Source organism: Mannheimia glucosida, from assembly GCF_046267875.1.
In the GTDB taxonomy this organism is placed as follows: Bacteria; Pseudomonadota; Gammaproteobacteria; order Enterobacterales; family Pasteurellaceae; genus Mannheimia; species Mannheimia glucosida.
Genome location: NZ_CP176502.1, coordinates 1,166,729 through 1,183,543 on the forward strand (window position 1 = coordinate 1,166,729; position 16,815 = coordinate 1,183,543).

A 16,815-nucleotide genomic window follows, 5' to 3' on the forward strand; every position below is an offset into this window, starting at 1 on the left:
TAGAAGGAAATTCGACCGTTTTTGGATCATACATTAGATAATAAAAACTATGGCACTTATCAATCTTTCCAACGCCTACTTAGGCTTTGGCGATCATCCTTTATTAGATCATACCGAATTGCACATTGAACCCGGCGAGCGGGTTTGTTTGGTAGGGCGTAACGGGGCGGGTAAATCGACCTTGATGAAAATTCTGGCGGGCGAAGTTCAGCTTGATGACGGCAAGTTGGTGTTTGAAAAAGACATTGTTGTTACACGCCTTGAGCAAGATCCGCCCCGCCATATTGAAGAAACGGTGTTCGATTATGTGGCAGAAGGCATTGCCCATCTTGCCGACTTATTGAAGCAATATCACCACATTTCCCTGCAAATGCAGACCGATTACAGCGATGAACTGCTCGCCAAACTTTCCGCGGTGCAGTCGCAATTAGAACACGCTAACGGTTGGCAGTTTGAAAACCGCATTCAAGATACCTTGAAACTGTTGGAACTCGACCCTGACAAACGCCTGTGCGAACTCTCGGGCGGTTGGGTACGCCGTGCGGCACTGGCTCGGGCGTTGGTTGCCGATCCTGATGTATTACTGTTGGACGAGCCGACCAACCACCTCGACATTGAGGCGATTGCGTGGCTGGAAAATCTGTTGTTGGATTTCAAAGGCAGTATTATTTTTATCTCGCACGACCGTGCCTTTATCCGCAAAATGGCAACTCGGATTGTGGATTTGGATCGAGGCAAACTGGTATCTTACCCAAGCAATTACGATAAATACTTGGAAGAAAAAGCCGAAGATCTGCGGGTGGAAGCGTTGCAAAATGAGCTGTTCGACAAAAAACTCGCCCAAGAAGAGGTTTGGATCCGTCAAGGGATTAAGGCAAGACGCACCCGAAACGAAGGGCGAGTGCGGGCCTTGAAAGCGTTGCGAGAAGAGCGTAGAAACCGCCGAGAGGTGCAAGGTACGGCGAAAATTCAGATCGACAACACCGCACGCAGCGGCAAAATTGTGTTTGAAGTGGAAAATGCCAGCTATGAAATTGGGGGCAGAACCCTGCTGAAAAATTTCAGTACCACCATTTTGCGTGGCGATAAAATTGCCCTGATTGGGGCGAATGGGATCGGCAAAACCACGCTGATTAAGCTGTTACTTGGCGAAATTCAGCCGACATCAGGTTCGGTGCGTTGTGGCACAAAATTGGAAGTGGCGTATTTCGACCAATATCGAGCCGATCTTGACCCTGAAAAAACCGTGATGGACAACGTGGCAGACGGCAAGCAAGATGTGGAAGTAAACGGGGTGAAACGCCACGTTCTCGGCTATCTGCAAGACTTCCTATTCCCTCCAAAACGGGCAATGACACCAGTGAAAGCCCTCTCGGGTGGTGAACGCAACCGTTTGTTGCTGGCAAAACTGTTACTCAAACCAAACAACTTGCTGATTTTGGACGAACCGACCAACGATTTGGACGTGGAAACCCTCGAACTTTTGGAAGAGATGCTCACCGACTATCAAGGCACCTTGATTATTGTGAGCCACGATCGTCAATTTGTGGATAACACCGTGACCGAATGCTACTTCTTCGAGGGCGAAGGCGTGGTGAATAAATATGTCGGCGGCTATTTCGATGCTAAACAACAGCAGGAAAATTACTTCGCCGCCACTGCCGACAAGCGGTTAAATTCGAGTAAAAATTTGCAAAAAGTGGAAGAAATTCCCCCCCTCCGTCCTGCGGACACCTCCCCCCGCAAGCAGGGGGAGGGAAATCGGAAAACCAAACTTTCCTACAAAGAACAGCGTGAACTGGACGAGTTACCGGCAAAAATGGAACAGCTCGAAGCTGAGATTGAAGCTCTGCAAGCCGAAGTAAATAGTGCCGAGTTCTTCGCCAAAGATCCAAGCTACACCAACGCCCAGCTACAAAAACTTGCTGACACCGAAGCTGCATTAGAACAAGCTTTTGAGCGGTGGGAAGCGTTGGAAAATATTAAAAATGGGAATGTGTAAGCGGTCATTTTTACGGAAAATTTTGCAAAATGGAACGAATTGATAACTACGAACAACGTTTTGGCGGTATTGGTCGTCTTTATACGCCGGAAGGATTGGAGAAACTACGCCGTTCGCATATTTGTGTGATTGGGATTGGAGGGGTTGGCTCGTGGGCGGTAGAGGCATTGGCTCGCTCAGGTATCGGCAAGATCACGATGATTGATATGGACGATATTTGCGTGACCAATATCAACCGCCAAATTCACGCAATGAGCGGCACGGTGGCTCAACTGAAAACCGAAGCGATGAAAGAGCGGATTGAGCGGATTAATCCTGAATGTGCGGTGGAGATTATCGATGATTTCTTAACGCAGGATAATCTCGCAGACTACCTCAATCGGAGCTATGACTATGTGATCGATGCGATTGACAGTGTGCGAGTAAAAGCGGCGATGATTGCGTTTTGTAAACGCAATAAGATCAAAATTATCACCACCGGTGGGGCAGGCGGGCAGACCGATCCGACCAAAATTCAAATTACCGATTTAAGCAAAACGGTGCAAGATCCGTTGGCGGCAAGGGTTCGTACCTTGTTGCGGAAAGAGTATGGTTTCAGCAATAAAAGCAAATTCGGCGTGGAGTGCGTTTCTTCGACCCAGCAACTGATTTTCCCACAAATGGGCGAGGGCTGCGAGGTATCGGCAACAATGAACTGTGCCAACGGCTTTGGCGCGGTAACAATGGTGACTGCAACGTTCGGCTTTTTTGCGGTAAGTCGGGTAATTGATAAACTATTAAAATAACAAGCGGTCATATTAAATGAATTTTTTGCAAATCAAGGAGTAAATAATGGCAATACATCGAGTCAACCCGAAAGGGAGTATGGAACAGCTTTCCCATTTGGAAATGGAGTTGTTGGCAAAGAATACGCAGGGTAATTTGCATCAACTTTATCGTAATTGTTCTTTGGCGGTGCTAAATTCCGGTGTGCATACCGATGACAGCCGAGCGTTGTTAAGCCAATACCCTGATTTTGAAATCCGCTTATTAACCCGTGAAAAGGGCGTTTCGCTTGAATTGCATAATCCGCCCGAAACTGCGTTTGTTGACGGCAAGATGATTTTGAATATTCAATATCACCTTTTTGCGGTGCTGCGGGATATTGTGTTTGTGAATGCGTTAAAAAATGCGATTCGACCGCTTGAAGCGACTTCTTTAGAAGCCTTAACCACGAATACCGTATTTTCGATTTTGCGGAATGCGAAAGCGATTGAAATGAATACCGACCCAAATTTGGTGGTGTGCTGGGGTGGACATTCAATCAATGAAACCGAATACCAATATTGCCGTGCCGTCGGGCAAGAGTTTGGCTTGCGTGAGCTGAATATTGTGACCGGCTGCGGAGCCGGTGTGATGGAAGCCCCGATGAAAGGAGCGGCTATCGGACACGCCAATCAGCGTTATAAAAACGGACGTTTTATCGGCATTACCGAGCCGTCTATTATTGCCTCCGAGCCGCCAAACCCGATTGTGAATGAATTGGTAATTATGCCGGATATTGAAAAACGGTTGGAAGCCTTTGTGCGTTTAGGGCACGCCATTGTGGTTTTCCCGGGCGGGCCGGGAACGCTGGAAGAGTTACTGTATATTATCGGCATTAAATTAAACCCTGCTAACAATGCACAAAAATTACCGCTGATTTTAACCGCTCCGAAAGAATCGGCAGACTATTTCTATGCTATCGATCAATTTATTGGCGAAACCTTAGGCGAAGAAGCACGCAGTTTGTATGAAATTATTATTGATGACCCGGTGTTGGTGGCTCGTAAAGTGAAGCAATCTATGACAGAGGTAAAAAGCAGCCGTTATGAAAGTGGTGATGCTTATAATTTCAACTGGTCGTTAAAAATTGAGGAAGATTTTATTACGCCATTTATTCCAACCCACGAAAATATGGCGAATCTGAATTTAAGTTTAGCACAGCCAAAAGAGCAGTTGGCTGCGAATTTAAGACGGGCATTTTCAGGGATTGTTGCAGGTAATATTAAGCCGGGAACCTCGGATTTAATTGAGAAATATGGCGTGTTTAAATTACACGGCAATCGTAAATTAATGGATCATATGGATAAACTACTGGAACGTTTTGTGGTTCAACACCGTATGAAAATTCCAACCGGAGAGGCGTACCAACCTTGCTATGAAATTGTAAAAAGGTAATGCAACAAGGGGGAAGGTATGTATCTAAAACAGATTGAAATAAGCGGCTTTCGTGGCATTAACCATTTATCGCTCCAACTGCGACCGAATATGGTCTTGATTGGCGAAAATGCGTGGGGTAAATCCAGTCTGATTGATGCATTAAGCCTGATTTTTAACCTTGAACAGGCGTTGTACCAATTTCGGTTTAAAGATTTCCATATTCAATATATCGATACACCTAACCAAGTGCGGGACATCAAATTGGTGTTTACCTTTTGTGAAGAACAGCACGATTTAGTGGTGCAATTTCCCCCTTATTTAGAAAAAGCCGCTTTTTATATGGATAACCACCGCTATGTTTCGCTTGCCGTAACCGGAAAATTACAAGCGGAGCAGATTAGCACCGACTATCAATTTGTCGATCAAGCCCTAAAGCCTATTCACATAGAACAGGCTGAAAACGCCATTCGGCAGTTTATTTATCATCACCCTGTTTATCGCTTGCGTGATGCAAGACTCAATAACAGGGTGCATAATGACTTATTACTTAAAGGATCGTCTCAACTTGAAGATGATTTTCAGCGTGAATTAAATGCCCTCTCTTCGCTGCTTAAATACTATTTTCTAACCAGCCAAAGTCGCTATTTGATCAAAACTAGTATGCAAGATACGACTCTGTGGTGGGAAAAAGTAAAATCCCTCTGTTTACGCCTAAAACAGCAGCCGGAATTGGTCGAATCTGTTCAGCAGCATATTTCTGCTCTATTTTTGTTTAATCCTAAATCTACAGTAATAGAAAAGCCGATTATTTTATTTGAAGATCTGAATGCTCAACTACACCCTCGAATGATTGCGATTTTTTGGGAACTGCTCGGTTTTTTACCCAGCCAACGGATCACCACTACTAATTCTATTGAATTATTATCGCAAGTGCCGCTGCGGGAAATCTGCCGTTTGGTGCGTTATAACGATCACACTCAAGCCTATTGGCTTGAACGCCACAGTTTAGGCAAGGAAGATTTGCGGAAATTAACCTTTCATATTCACCACAATCGGGGCTTGGCTCTATTTGCTAAAGCGTGGATTTTGGTTGAAGGTGAAACTGAAGTATGGTTGTTGATGGAATTGGCTAAGTTACTTGAGATTAATTTAGAGATGGAAGGAATCAAAATTGTGGAATTTGCTCAATGTGGTCTACGTCCATTGATTAAATATGCAAAAGCAATGGGGATTGAGTGGTATGTATTAACCGATGGTGATGATGCAGGAAAGCGCTATGCCGATACGGTAAAAAGTATGGATGTGCATTTTGAGCAAAGGTTGACGACATTACCACAAAAAGATATAGAGCATTTTTTTTATAAAGCTGGCTTGCGAAATGTGTTTGTGCGTTTGGCAAATTGGCGCTCACAAGAGAAATTTCCAGTTTCTTACATTATTAAACGCGCTATTCAAAAAAACTCAAAACCTGATTTAGCCATTGCGTTATCTAATGAGATGCGTAATCGAGGAGAACATTCAATTCCAACTTTATTTAAACAATTATTTGCAGATGTGCTGGCATTGATAAACAAAGTATAGAATACAAGCGGTTAAATTTGACAAAAAATTGCCAATTTTGACCGCTTGTTTGCTTGTGATGAAAACTAATCATACAAAACCCTAATTTATTTCAAGTGCAAGCTATTATTTTATGCGTTATGCTTATTTGGAATAAAAAAATCGGGTTAGTTGATTGACATAGCATTCTAGACGTCTAAAATAACCAAAAATAATAGTTAATTGAATGTGGATAAATAGAAAATGATTCAGCTGAAAAATATCAGCAAACAATTTGAGGTAAAGGGCAAAAAAATTACCGCTCTGGATAATGTAAACCTAGAAGTACCAAGAGGCACTATTTATGGTGTCATTGGGGCATCAGGGGCAGGAAAAAGTACCTTAATTCGCTGTGTAAATTTATTAGAACGCCCGACAATGGGGCAAGTGATTGTTGATGGGCAAGATTTAACGGCAATGTCGGATAAAGAGTTGATTCATGCTCGCCGTAATATTGCAATGATTTTCCAACATTTTAATTTGCTTTCATCACAAACTGTGTTTGAAAACGTGGCGTTATCGTTGCGTTTAAGTAATACGCCAAAAGAGCAAGTTGAGAAGAAAGTTAATGAACTGTTGGATTTAGTGGGCTTAACAGATCGTAAAGACGTTTACCCGGCAAATCTTTCAGGGGGACAAAAACAGCGTGTGGCGATTGCTCGTGCGTTAGCCAGCGATCCGCACGTTTTATTGTGTGATGAAGCGACCAGTGCGTTAGATCCGGCGACTACACAATCCATTTTGCAGTTATTAAAAGATATTAATAAACGTCTTGGTTTGACGATTTTATTAATCACTCACGAAATGGAAGTGGTAAAACGCATTTGTGACCGAGTGGCTGTGATTGATAAGGGGCAGTTGATTGAATCTGGCTCGGTAAGTGAAATTTTCTCTAATCCGAAAACCGAGTTGGCTCAGAAATTTATTCAATCGACTTTCCATTTTGAATTGCCGCAAGAATATACCGAGCAGCTTTTAAGTTCGCCGACTGAGCATAGTAAGCCGATTATAAAGTTTGAGTTTACCGGACGTTCGGTTGATGCTCCTTTGCTTTCAATGGCATCGAAAAAATTCGGCATTGATTTTAGTATTTTGATGTCACAAATCGATTATGCTGGTGGGGTAAAATTTGGGTTTGTGATCGCAGAAGTAAGTGGTAATCCGGATTCTATTGCAGAAGCAAAATTTTATTTAATTGATAACAATGTAAAAGTAGAGGTGTTAGGCTATGTGGGCTGATTTTTTACGTGAGATGACGCCACAGATGTGGGGCTTAGTATGGGAATCTACTTTTGAAACCGTTTATATGGGCTTTGTGGCAACGGCATTGGCGGTAGTCATCGGTTTACCGATTGGTTTCTTGGCTTTTTTAACCGGTAAAGGTGAAATTTTAGAAAATCCGAGATTACATCAAGTGTTAGATGTCGTTATTAACATCGGGCGTTCGATTCCGTTCATTATTTTATTGATTATTTTGTTGCCGTTTACACGTTTAATTGTAGGCACAACATTAGGCACAACGGCGGCTATTGTTCCTTTAAGCGTGTCTGCCATTCCGTTTTTTGCCCGTTTAACTTCTAATGCGTTGCTTGAAATTCCGTCCGGTTTAACAGAAGCGGCAAAATCAATGGGAGCAACAAATTGGCAGGTAGTAACGAAATTTTATTTACCGGAGTCATTACCGATTTTGATTAATGGCATTACGCTAACGCTGGTTGCTTTAATTGGCTACTCAGCAATGGCGGGGGCTGTTGGTGGCGGCGGTTTAGGCAATTTAGCCATCAGCTATGGAGAACACCGTAATATGGTGTATGTGAAATGGATTGCTACCATTATTATTGTTGCAATTGTGATGATCAGCCAAAAATTGGGTGATTATTTAGCAAAACGTTACGATCATCGTTAATTTTATTTAAAAGAGGTTTCTATGAGTTTCAAGAAAATTTTAGGTGTTGCATTGGTTTCTGCATTAGCATTAACTGCTTGTAAAGAAGAGAAAAAGGCAGAATCTACCGCTGCTCCGGCAGCTCAAGCTCCGGCTAAAATCAAAGTAGGGGTAATGTCAGGCCCTGAGCATACCGTTGCAGAACGTGCAGCACAGATTGCAAAAGAAAAATATGGTTTAGAAGTTGAGTTCGTTTTATTTAACGACTACGCTTTACCGAATACTGCAGTAAGTAAAGGTGATTTAGATGCAAACGCATTCCAACACAAACCATATTTAGATAAAGACAGCCAATCAAAAGGTTTAAACAACTTAGTGATTGTGGGTAACACCTTTGTTTATCCGTTAGCGGGCTACTCTAAAAAAGTGAAAAATGTGTCTGAGTTAGCAGAAGGTGCGGTAATTGCAGTACCAAATGATCCTTCAAACTTAGCTCGTGCTTTGATTTTATTAGAAAAACAGGGGTTAATTAAATTAAAAGATAATACCAATTTATTCTCAACTTCAGTGGATATTATCGAAAATCCGAAAAACTTAAAAATTAAAGAAGTGGATACTTCAATTGCCGCAAAAGCGTTAGATGACGTAGATTTAGCGGTGGTAAATAACACTTATGCCGGGCAGGTAGGCTTAAATACCCAAGATCACGGTGTATTTGTTGAGTCTAAAGATTCACCGTATGTGAATATTATTGTGGCTCGCCAAGACAATAAAGATGCAGCTAATGTACAAAACTTTATTAAATCTTACCAAACCGAAGAAGTGTACCAAGAAGCACAAAAACACTTTAAAGATGGTGTAGTAAAAGGTTGGTAATTTAGCTGATTTTTACTTAAATGGCGATTAAGCGCTAGGTTAATCGCCATTTTCATCTTTAAAATATAGGAAGGAGCAAACAATGAACTTTAAAAAATTATTAGGCGTGGCGTTAGTCTCTGCATTAGCGCTTACTGCATGTAAAGATGAAAAAGCACAGTCTGTATCACCGGCTAAAGTTGAAAAACAAGTCCCATTAAAAGTGGGTGTGATGACCGGTCCTGAAGCCCAAATGACCGAAGTGGCGGTAAAAATCGCCAAAGAGAAATATGGCTTAGATGTAGAGTTAGTACAGTTTACGGAATACACTCAACCAAATGCCGCACTTCATTCTAAAGATTTAGATGCTAACGCGTTCCAAACGGTGCCTTACTTAGAGCAAGAAGTGAAAGATCGTGGTTATAAATTAGCGATTATCGGCAATACGCTAGTATGGCCAATCGCGGCTTATTCTAAAAAAATTAAAAACATTTCCGAGTTAAAAGACGGAGCGACTGTTGCGATTCCAAACAATGCAAGTAATACTGCTCGTGCGTTATTATTGCTTCAAGCTCACGGTTTATTGAAATTAAAAGATCCGAAAAATGTGTTTGCTACCGAAAACGATATTATCGAAAACCCGAAAAATATCAAAATCGTACAGGCGGATACCTCACTTTTAACCCGTATGTTAGATGATGTAGAACTTGCGGTAATCAACAACACTTACGCAGGTCAAGCTGGGTTAAGTCCGGATAAAGACGGTATTATTGTGGAATCTAAAGATTCACCGTATGTGAATTTAGTGGTAAGCCGTGAAGATAACAAAGATGATCCACGCTTACAAACTTTCGTGAAGTCATTCCAAACCGAAGAAGTATTCCAAGAAGCGTTAAAATTATTTAACGGTGGCGTAGTGAAAGGTTGGTAATCAGTTGGACGGCATATTCTGCCGTCCTTTTCTTAAAAGGAGAAACAGATAATGAAAATAATGAAATTAGCCGGTGCAGTTGCAATTTTTTCGCTTTTTTTGACCGCTTGTAATGATAAAGCCGAGACGCTGAAAGTGGGGGTGATTTCCGGCCCTGAACATAAGGTAATGGAAGTAGCGGCGAAAATTGCAAAGGAAAAATATAACCGTAATGTTGAATTAGTCGTATTTACCGATTATGCTACGCCAAATGCTGCTTTAGATAAGGGCGATCTGGATTTAAATGCTTTTCAGCACAAACCTTATTTAGATAACCAAATTCAGGAAAAAGGCTATAAATTAGTGCCAGTCGGTAATACCTTTGTTTATCCGATTGCAGCTTATTCAAAGAAAATTAAATCGCTGGCAGAATTGAAAGATGGCGATACTATTGCTGTTCCCAATGATCCGACTAACTTAGCCCGAGCTTTAATTTTATTGGAAAAACAAGGTTTAATTAAGCTGCGAGCAGATGCAGGTTTAAAAGCAACCAGTGTGGATATTATTGAAAACCCTCGTAAATTGGTGATCCAAGAAATTGAAGCTCCATTATTGCCTCGAACATTGGACGATGTTGCCTTTTCGATTATTAATTCTACCTACGCTGGGCAAAACGGATTAACGCCAACCAAAGACGGAGTATTTGTTGAAGATAAGGATTCACCTTATGTGAATTTAATTGTAGCTCGTGAAAATAACCAACATTCTGATGCGGTGAAAGATTTGGTAAAAGCCTACCAAACAGAGGAGGTATATAACAAAGCGAATGAAGAGTTTAAAGGAGCAATGATTAAAGGTTGGTAATTGAAGATAAAATAAGGCATAGATTTCTATGCCTTATTTTTTAGGTTACAGACCTGCTCCGGCTCTTAATGCTTCGGCTTTATCGGTTTTTTCCCAAGGGAAATGTTCACGGCCGAAGTGTCCATAGGCAGCGGTTTCACGGTAGATAGGTTTGATTAAATCTAACATTTTGATTAAGCCATACGGGCGTAAGTCAAAGTTTTGGTAGATTAATTTCACAAGTGTTTCATTGCTCACTTTACCTGTGCCGAAGGTTTCCACCATAATTGATGTTGGGTCAGCCACCCCGATAGCATAAGAAAGTTGGATTTCACAGCGATCGGCTAGGCCGGCAGCAACAATATTTTTTGCGACATAACGGGCAGCATAAGCGGCAGAGCGATCCACTTTTGACGGGTCTTTACCAGAGAATGCACCACCACCGTGGCGAGCCGCACCACCGTAGGTATCTACAATGATTTTACGCCCGGTTAAACCACAGTCACCCATTGGGCCGCCAATCACAAAACGACCGGTTGGGTTGATGAAGTATTTGGTATTTTGGCTGAGCCATTCGCTTGGTAGTACCGGTTTGATGATCTCTTCCATCACCCCTTCAATTAACTCTTTTTGCGAAATATGCTCTGCGTGTTGTGTGGAAAGCACCACGGCATCAATGCCGATGATTTTATTGTTCTCATAAGCAAAGGTTAATTGGCTTTTCGCATCAGGGCGTAACCAGTCGAGTTTGCCCGATTTACGCACTTTCGCTTGTTGTTCCATTAAGCGGTGTGCGTAAGTGATCGGAGCCGGCATTAACACCTCAGTTTCATTGGTGGCGTAGCCAAACATAATGCCTTGGTCGCCTGCACCTTGTTCTAACGGATCGGCACGGTCAACACCTTGATTGATGTCTGGAGATTGTTTACCAATCGCATTTAATACCGCACAAGAGTGAGCATCAAAGCCCATATCAGAGTGAGTATAGCCGATGTCACAAATCACTTGGCGGGTTAAGTTTTCAATATCCACCCAAGCAGAGGTAGTAATTTCTCCCCCTACTAATGCCATACCGGTTTTCACGTAAGTTTCACAGGCAACGCGTGCTTTAGGGTCTTGTTTTAAAATTTCATCTAATACTGCATCTGAAATTTGGTCTGCGATTTTATCCGGATGCCCTTCTGAAACCGATTCAGAAGTGAATAAATTAATTGCCATTTGTATTCCTCTCTATCTTAAATATTAGATTTAAATAATAACAAGCGGTCATTTTTTGCAAATATTTTACAAATATGCACCGCTTGTATGAATTCTGTTTGGAAGTGTTTCCGTCTAGACGTCTATAATATATTTTTTGAACGTTTTAGGCAAATAGAATTTGCTTATTTGGCTAAATATGCTCTCAAGCCAGCCAACGCATTTCGGGCATCTTTTACCCCTAAATCGTACATTCCTTGGATTTTGTCTACATCTTTTTCCAAACGGCTGATTTTGACTGTTCTGCTTGGACGAATCACAAAAATCTGTTGTTTTTCATTGAGTTGAATAATCTGCTCAACAGCTTGATTATATTCCGCATAGCGGTTTTCCCAGCGTTGCACTAATTTCGGATATTTTTTATAAAAACGTTTAAACAGCCACATCGAGCTTGGTTTCTTACGGTATTCAAGTGGGCGAGTAAGCACCACGATAATTTTGTCATATCCCATTTCAATAAATTTCTGCACCGGAATACTGTCTGACACCCCACCGTCTAAGTATTTTTTCCCCTCAATTTCGACTATTTTAGAAACAATCGGCATTGAGGAGGTGGCTCGAAAGGCCTCCATTTGCTCGAACACATTGTCGATTTTGATATATTCGGGTTTGCCTGTTTCGACATTCGTCACGGTGACCCAAAAGTCCATACCGGAAGCCTCAAATGCCTGTTGGTCAAACGGATCGAGCCTAGAAGGAAGTTCATAGTAGGCAAAATCTCGATTAACGATATTGCCGGTGGTGAGCAAACTGTGTAACCCCATATAACGCTTATCTTTAGCGTATTTTTTGTTATATCGCAACGCTCTGCCTTTTTGTTTTGAAGGCAGGTTCACACCAAATAACGCCCCGGCGGAAACGCCGATTGCCCCGTCTATATGAATATTTTCATCTAAAAACACATCTAACACACCGGCGGTAAAAATACCACGTAAACCACCGCCTTCCAGCACTAATCCAACTTTCATATCATTCTCCCTGTAATTTGTGTATTATAACCCGAATTATCTTGCTAGGAGAAATCACAATGGCTGATGCAGAATTTATGGATTTCCTGTTAGATCAACTAAGCCCGATTTCCGGTTTGCGTTCGAAAAAAATGTTTGGTGAATATTGCTTGTTTTTTGATAATAAAATTGTCGCTATTATCAGCAAAGATTATCGCATTTTTGTCAAAGCTAATCCGCAAACCTTGCCGTTATTCTTAGCTGAAAATGCCGAACAATTTCACTATTTTGCTAAAGGAAAAGTGCAAAAAATGCACTACTGGAGCATTCCGGAATTAGCGATTGAAGAAGCTGATGAACTGGTCAAATGGATTCGGCTAGGCTTACAAGCGGTGTAATTTAGCGAAAATTTTGCAAAAAAACGCTAAAATATGCCCTCTTGTTAGGGGCGTTTGTCCTAATATTTCTATACTTTAAGATTTTATATTTATGAACCAGAAAAAATTAGTTTCTTTGATTGTCGTTATTGTGTTGGCAATCATTTCTCAGATTTTTAGCTTTTTTGATAAAAAAGAGCCTTCAAAAGCACAGGAAAAATCTACCCGAAGTAGCCAGACTCATCAAGTTTCAACTTCATCATTGGGTAACTATGATGTGCAGATGAAAAACGACCGTTTGAAACAGCATATTGTAGATACCGATTATTACACCTTAGCGTTGTCGTGGTCGCCGGCGTTTTGCCAAAAACAAAAGCGAAATAATCACGGTAAAATTCCGTCTCATTTGGAATATCAATGTGGTGGCTCAGCAGATTTTGGTTGGGTTATTCACGGCTTATGGCCGCAAAGTGGCAAGGCAAGAAGTGTTGATGAACACCCTCGTTATTGCCAAGGCGATTTGCCGATGGTGGCAGAGCAGACGATTAAGCAATATTTACCCGAATCACCGGGTGCAACTTTGTTGCAAGGCGAATGGGAAAAACACGGTGCTTGTGCCTTTAACCAAGCGAATGATTACTTCGCCAAACAAAAAGAGCTATTTAATCAGCTCAAATTACCGGATACTGAAATGTCTAAATTAGCACTGTTTAACTGGATGCGAGCGAATAACCCTCATTTGCAAAACATCTATTTAGGTGGCGGCAAAGACGAGCTGTATATTTGCTATGATAAGGCATTTCAACCGATGGACTGCCCACGTTAATGGCAGATCTTCGTCAACTAAAAATGCAGGTTCAACGCCAATTAAAGCGTGATCTTGAACGTGCAAATCACTATTTCAATACCACTTTTACGCCACCAACCATTAGCTATGCGGTGCGTGGTGTAAAAGCCGGTGTTGCTTATCTTGAACGCAACGAAGTGCGGTTTAACCCTGTGTTATTGCAAGAAAATGAACAGGCATTTATCCGCCAAGTTGTGCCGCACGAATTGGCTCATATCTTGGTTTATCAACACTTTGGGCGGGTACAATCTCACGGTAAAGAGTGGAAAATGATGATGGAAACCGTACTGGGTGTACCGGCGGAAATTTACCATTGTTTTGATACCCAAAGTGTGCAACAGCAATTTAGTTACCAATGTGCCTGCCAGACTCACCAACTTTCCATTCGCCGACACAATGCGGTGATGCGAGATAAAAAAAGCTATATTTGCCGTTTATGTAAAACCCCGCTCCACCTTGTAGAGAACAGTTAAGGTGGATAAAAGTTAAGAGAATGTTACGATTTAGCTAGACATTCCCATTTAAACACCTAAAATCTGCCATAGTTTTTATTTTAATTTTATTTCCGGAGTATTTATGGAAACGATTGTGATTGTAGGTGGTGGAGCAGGTGGTTTGGAGCTTGCAACCTATCTAGGTAACAAATTAGGGCGTAAACAAAAGGCAAAAGTGGTGCTAATTGACCGTAATGCAACGCATTTATGGAAACCATTATTGCACGAAGTGGCAACCGGTACTATTGATGAAGGTACGGATGCACTAAGCTATCGGGCTCACGCTAAAAATCATAGCTTTGAATTTCAGCAAGGCACGTTGGTGGCGGTAGATAGAGAGAGGAAAACTGTTTCACTCGCTCCAATTTATAATGACCAAAACCAACTTCTCGTCAAAGAACGCCATATTAGTTATGACAAATTAGTGATCGCTATCGGCAGTAAATCCAATGATTTTGGTACTAAAGGGGTTGCAGAGAATTGCATTTTCTTAGATGGCTCAGAGCAGGCAAAAGATTTCCAAAAACGAATGATGGAGCTGTTTTTACGTTTTTCACATAGTGAAAATAAAGATGTAAAAATTGCGATTGTGGGCGGTGGAGCAACAGGTATTGAGCTTTCAGCCGAGCTTTACCACGTTGTGAAGAATTTAAATTCTTACGGTTTTGGTAAATTAAATCGAGCCAGCTTGAAAGTGACTTTAATTGAGGCTGGCCCTCGTTTAATTCCGGCATTACCGGAGAAAGTATCAGTTTCTGCTTTCCACGAATTGAAAAAAGCCGGTGTTTCGGTGCGTTTAGGCACGATGATTACCGAGGCTCGCCCAGACGGATTAATGACCCGCTTAGGTGAGAAAATTGAGGCGGATATTATGGTTTGGGCTGCCGGAGTAAAAGCACCCGAAATCACCCGTGAATTTGGCTTTGAAACGAACCGCTTGAACCAAATTGAGATTAAAGATACGCTACAAACTACCGTTGATGAGTCGGTGTTTGTCATTGGCGATTGTGCGGCGTTAATCCAAGATGGCAAGCCAATTCCGCCAAGAGCGCAAGCGGCTCACCAAATGGCAACCCGATGTGGTAAAAATATTGTGGCACTCATTGATGGGAAAGAGATGAAGTCGTTTCGATTTAACGATAAAGGCTCGTTGCTTTCATTCTCAAAATTTGGCACGGTGGGTAATTTAATGGGGAATTTAGTGAGCGGTGATATGTTTATTGAAGGTAAAATTGCCCGCTTGGCATATCTCTCGCTTTATCGAATGCACCAAGTAGCTCTGCACGGTTGTGTTAAAACCGGCTTGATTGTGTTAGTAGGGCAAATTAACCGTTTCTTAAGACCAACAATGAAACTGCATTAAACGAAAATCCGCATCAAATGATGCGGATTTTTTCTTATAAGCAAATAGCAAGCGGTTGTTTTCTTGCCTATTTTTGCAAATACTCACGCCTAGTTTGCTAATTTAATTTCCGCCAACCATTTATCAATTAAGCGTTTGCCCTCTTCGCTGGAACCTGCTTTTTGGTAATCAATTTCCACAAAGTCTAACGCATCGGCTTTGGTTGATTGTGGCGCAACTTCGGCGTTGATGTTTGTTGGGGTTTGGTAAACACCGTGTTTTTTCCAAGGAATTTCCTGTGCTTCTTTTGAAAGCACCCAATCCATAAACAGTTTGGCGTTATCTAAATTACGGGCATTTTTGATAATGCTGACACCGCCTAACGCATAGCCCACTTTACCTTCCGGAATAATAGCTTCAATAGGCGCACCTTTTTCTTTTTCAGTGGCATAACTATGTACAAAGCCTACTGTAACTGCACTTTCACCACGGGCAAGATTGCTGGTGACTAGGGTGCTTTTCACATATTGTGAGACGTTATTGTTGAGTTTTTTCAGATAATCAAAGGTTTTCTCTTCGCCCCATAAGGTTGAAAGAGTGGTCATAAACGTATAAGTCGTGCCGGAGCTACGAGGATCAGGTAGTTGTACTTCACCTTTTAAGCGAGGATCTAATAAATCTTCCCATTTTTTCGGTGCCTCAATGCCTAGTTTGGCGAGTTTTTCGGTATTCACGCCTAACCCTAATACAAGCATATAAACGATAGAAGTAAATTTACCTTGTTCACTTTCAACTAAGGATTTAAATTGTGGCAGAATTTCAGCTTGTTTTGGTGAACGGTAGGCTTCCAGTAAGCCTAATTCGCCTGCTTGAAAGTGAGGTTCAATCGTGCCGCCATACCAAATATCTGCCTGAGGGTTCGATGCTTCCGCTTTTACTTTTCCGAAAATTGTACCGGTTCCGCCGTGAATGAATTTAGTTTCGACATTATATTTGTGTGAAAATTGCTTGGTCATTTCTTCACAAACATTATTTTGTACCGAGCAATAAACAGTTAAACGGCCTTCTGCTTGTGCTGCTTGAGCTGATAAGAAAATGCCAGAGGCGATTAAGATCGATTTTAATGAGATTAATTTGAGTACGTTCATCACTTTCCTGAAAACATAAAATAAAAGGTAGTGAAGTCTAGCATTTCAAAGCTCTGGTTGAAAATAGTTAATTGCAATGAAGTAGGGCAATTGTGCCTATTACTTTAATATTTACCAACTATTTGCAA

16 protein-coding genes are annotated in these 16,815 nt (G+C 41.6%); 13 read left to right on the forward strand and 3 right to left on the reverse strand.

Annotation, left to right across the window (positions count from 1 at the left end; translation table 11 throughout):
• Window positions 1–49 precede the first annotated feature (49 nt).
• From ACJ7Z2_RS05715 to metQ, 9 genes are all read left to right on the forward strand, one after another.
• Window positions 50–2,002, forward strand: a complete 1,953-nt coding sequence (locus ACJ7Z2_RS05715; protein WP_409501081.1) for an ABC transporter ATP-binding protein — start codon at window positions 50–52, stop codon at window positions 2,000–2,002.
• Between the two features lie 29 nt (window positions 2,003–2,031).
• Window positions 2,032–2,787 carry a tRNA cyclic N6-threonylcarbamoyladenosine(37) synthase TcdA gene (gene tcdA / locus ACJ7Z2_RS05720; protein WP_409501082.1) on the forward strand — a complete coding sequence of 252 codons (756 nt, stop codon included), beginning with the start codon at window positions 2,032–2,034 and terminating at the stop codon, window positions 2,785–2,787.
• Window positions 2,788–2,833: 46 nt separating this feature from the next.
• Window positions 2,834–4,201 (forward strand): nucleotide 5'-monophosphate nucleosidase PpnN, encoded by a 1,368-nt coding sequence (gene ppnN / locus ACJ7Z2_RS05725; protein ID WP_409501083.1) that lies wholly within the window; start codon window positions 2,834–2,836, stop codon window positions 4,199–4,201.
• An 18-nt stretch (window positions 4,202–4,219) separates the two neighbouring features.
• Window positions 4,220–5,764 (forward strand): DUF2813 domain-containing protein, encoded by a 1,545-nt coding sequence (locus ACJ7Z2_RS05730; RefSeq protein ID WP_126302386.1) that lies wholly within the window; start codon window positions 4,220–4,222, stop codon window positions 5,762–5,764.
• Window positions 5,765–5,986: 222 nt separating this feature from the next.
• Window positions 5,987–7,021 (forward strand): methionine ABC transporter ATP-binding protein MetN, encoded by a 1,035-nt coding sequence (metN, locus tag ACJ7Z2_RS05735; RefSeq protein ID WP_126302385.1) that lies wholly within the window; start codon window positions 5,987–5,989, stop codon window positions 7,019–7,021.
• Window positions 7,011–7,688 (forward strand): methionine ABC transporter permease, encoded by a 678-nt coding sequence (locus ACJ7Z2_RS05740; protein ID WP_021279529.1) that lies wholly within the window; start codon window positions 7,011–7,013, stop codon window positions 7,686–7,688. Before metN ends, ACJ7Z2_RS05740 begins: the two co-directional genes overlap by 11 nt.
• A 21-nt stretch (window positions 7,689–7,709) precedes the next feature.
• On the forward strand, window positions 7,710–8,543 hold the full coding sequence (locus ACJ7Z2_RS05745) for a MetQ/NlpA family lipoprotein (RefSeq protein ID WP_006249127.1): 834 nt from the start codon (window positions 7,710–7,712) through the stop codon (window positions 8,541–8,543).
• A gap of 82 nt (window positions 8,544–8,625) precedes the next feature.
• Entirely contained in the window at window positions 8,626–9,453 is an 828-nt protein-coding gene (locus ACJ7Z2_RS05750; protein WP_126302384.1) for a MetQ/NlpA family ABC transporter substrate-binding protein, read from the forward strand.
• A 51-nt stretch (window positions 9,454–9,504) separates the two neighbouring features.
• Window positions 9,505–10,296 carry a methionine ABC transporter substrate-binding lipoprotein MetQ gene (metQ, locus tag ACJ7Z2_RS05755; RefSeq protein WP_409501084.1) on the forward strand — a complete coding sequence of 264 codons (792 nt, stop codon included), beginning with the start codon at window positions 9,505–9,507 and terminating at the stop codon, window positions 10,294–10,296.
• A gap of 45 nt (window positions 10,297–10,341) precedes the next feature.
• Here metQ and metK read toward each other — a convergent pair whose 3' ends face one another.
• Window positions 10,342–11,493 carry a methionine adenosyltransferase gene (gene metK / locus ACJ7Z2_RS05760; RefSeq protein WP_409501085.1) on the reverse strand — a complete coding sequence of 384 codons (1,152 nt, stop codon included), beginning with the start codon at window positions 11,491–11,493 and terminating at the stop codon, window positions 10,342–10,344.
• A gap of 164 nt (window positions 11,494–11,657) precedes the next feature.
• Window positions 11,658–12,500: a patatin family protein gene (locus tag ACJ7Z2_RS05765; protein ID WP_409501086.1), complete on the reverse strand. Its 843-nt coding sequence runs from the start codon at window positions 12,498–12,500 to the stop codon at window positions 11,658–11,660.
• A 59-nt stretch (window positions 12,501–12,559) separates the two neighbouring features.
• Here ACJ7Z2_RS05765 and ACJ7Z2_RS05770 point away from each other — a divergent pair, with 59 nt between their 5' ends.
• The 4 genes from ACJ7Z2_RS05770 to ACJ7Z2_RS05785 all read left to right on the forward strand — a co-directional run bounded on the left by ACJ7Z2_RS05770 (window position 12,560) and on the right by ACJ7Z2_RS05785 (window position 15,560).
• Window positions 12,560–12,877, forward strand: a complete 318-nt coding sequence (locus ACJ7Z2_RS05770; RefSeq protein ID WP_006249132.1) for a TfoX/Sxy family protein — start codon at window positions 12,560–12,562, stop codon at window positions 12,875–12,877.
• Window positions 12,878–12,968: 91 nt separating this feature from the next.
• Window positions 12,969–13,682 (forward strand): ribonuclease T2 family protein, encoded by a 714-nt coding sequence (locus ACJ7Z2_RS05775; RefSeq protein ID WP_409501087.1) that lies wholly within the window; start codon window positions 12,969–12,971, stop codon window positions 13,680–13,682.
• Window positions 13,682–14,176, forward strand: coding sequence for a SprT family zinc-dependent metalloprotease (locus ACJ7Z2_RS05780; RefSeq protein WP_409501088.1), 495 nt, complete (start codon window positions 13,682–13,684; stop codon window positions 14,174–14,176). Before ACJ7Z2_RS05775 ends, ACJ7Z2_RS05780 begins: the two co-directional genes overlap by 1 nt.
• A gap of 103 nt (window positions 14,177–14,279) precedes the next feature.
• Entirely contained in the window at window positions 14,280–15,560 is a 1,281-nt protein-coding gene (locus ACJ7Z2_RS05785) for an NAD(P)/FAD-dependent oxidoreductase (protein ID WP_409501089.1), read from the forward strand.
• Window positions 15,561–15,649: 89 nt separating this feature from the next.
• Here the strand turns inward: ACJ7Z2_RS05785 and ACJ7Z2_RS05790 are convergent, their stop codons facing one another.
• A complete protein-coding gene (locus ACJ7Z2_RS05790) occupies window positions 15,650–16,687 on the reverse strand; it encodes an ABC transporter substrate-binding protein (RefSeq protein WP_409499638.1) in 1,038 nt (345 codons plus the stop codon).
• Window positions 16,688–16,815: the final 128 nt, after the last annotated feature.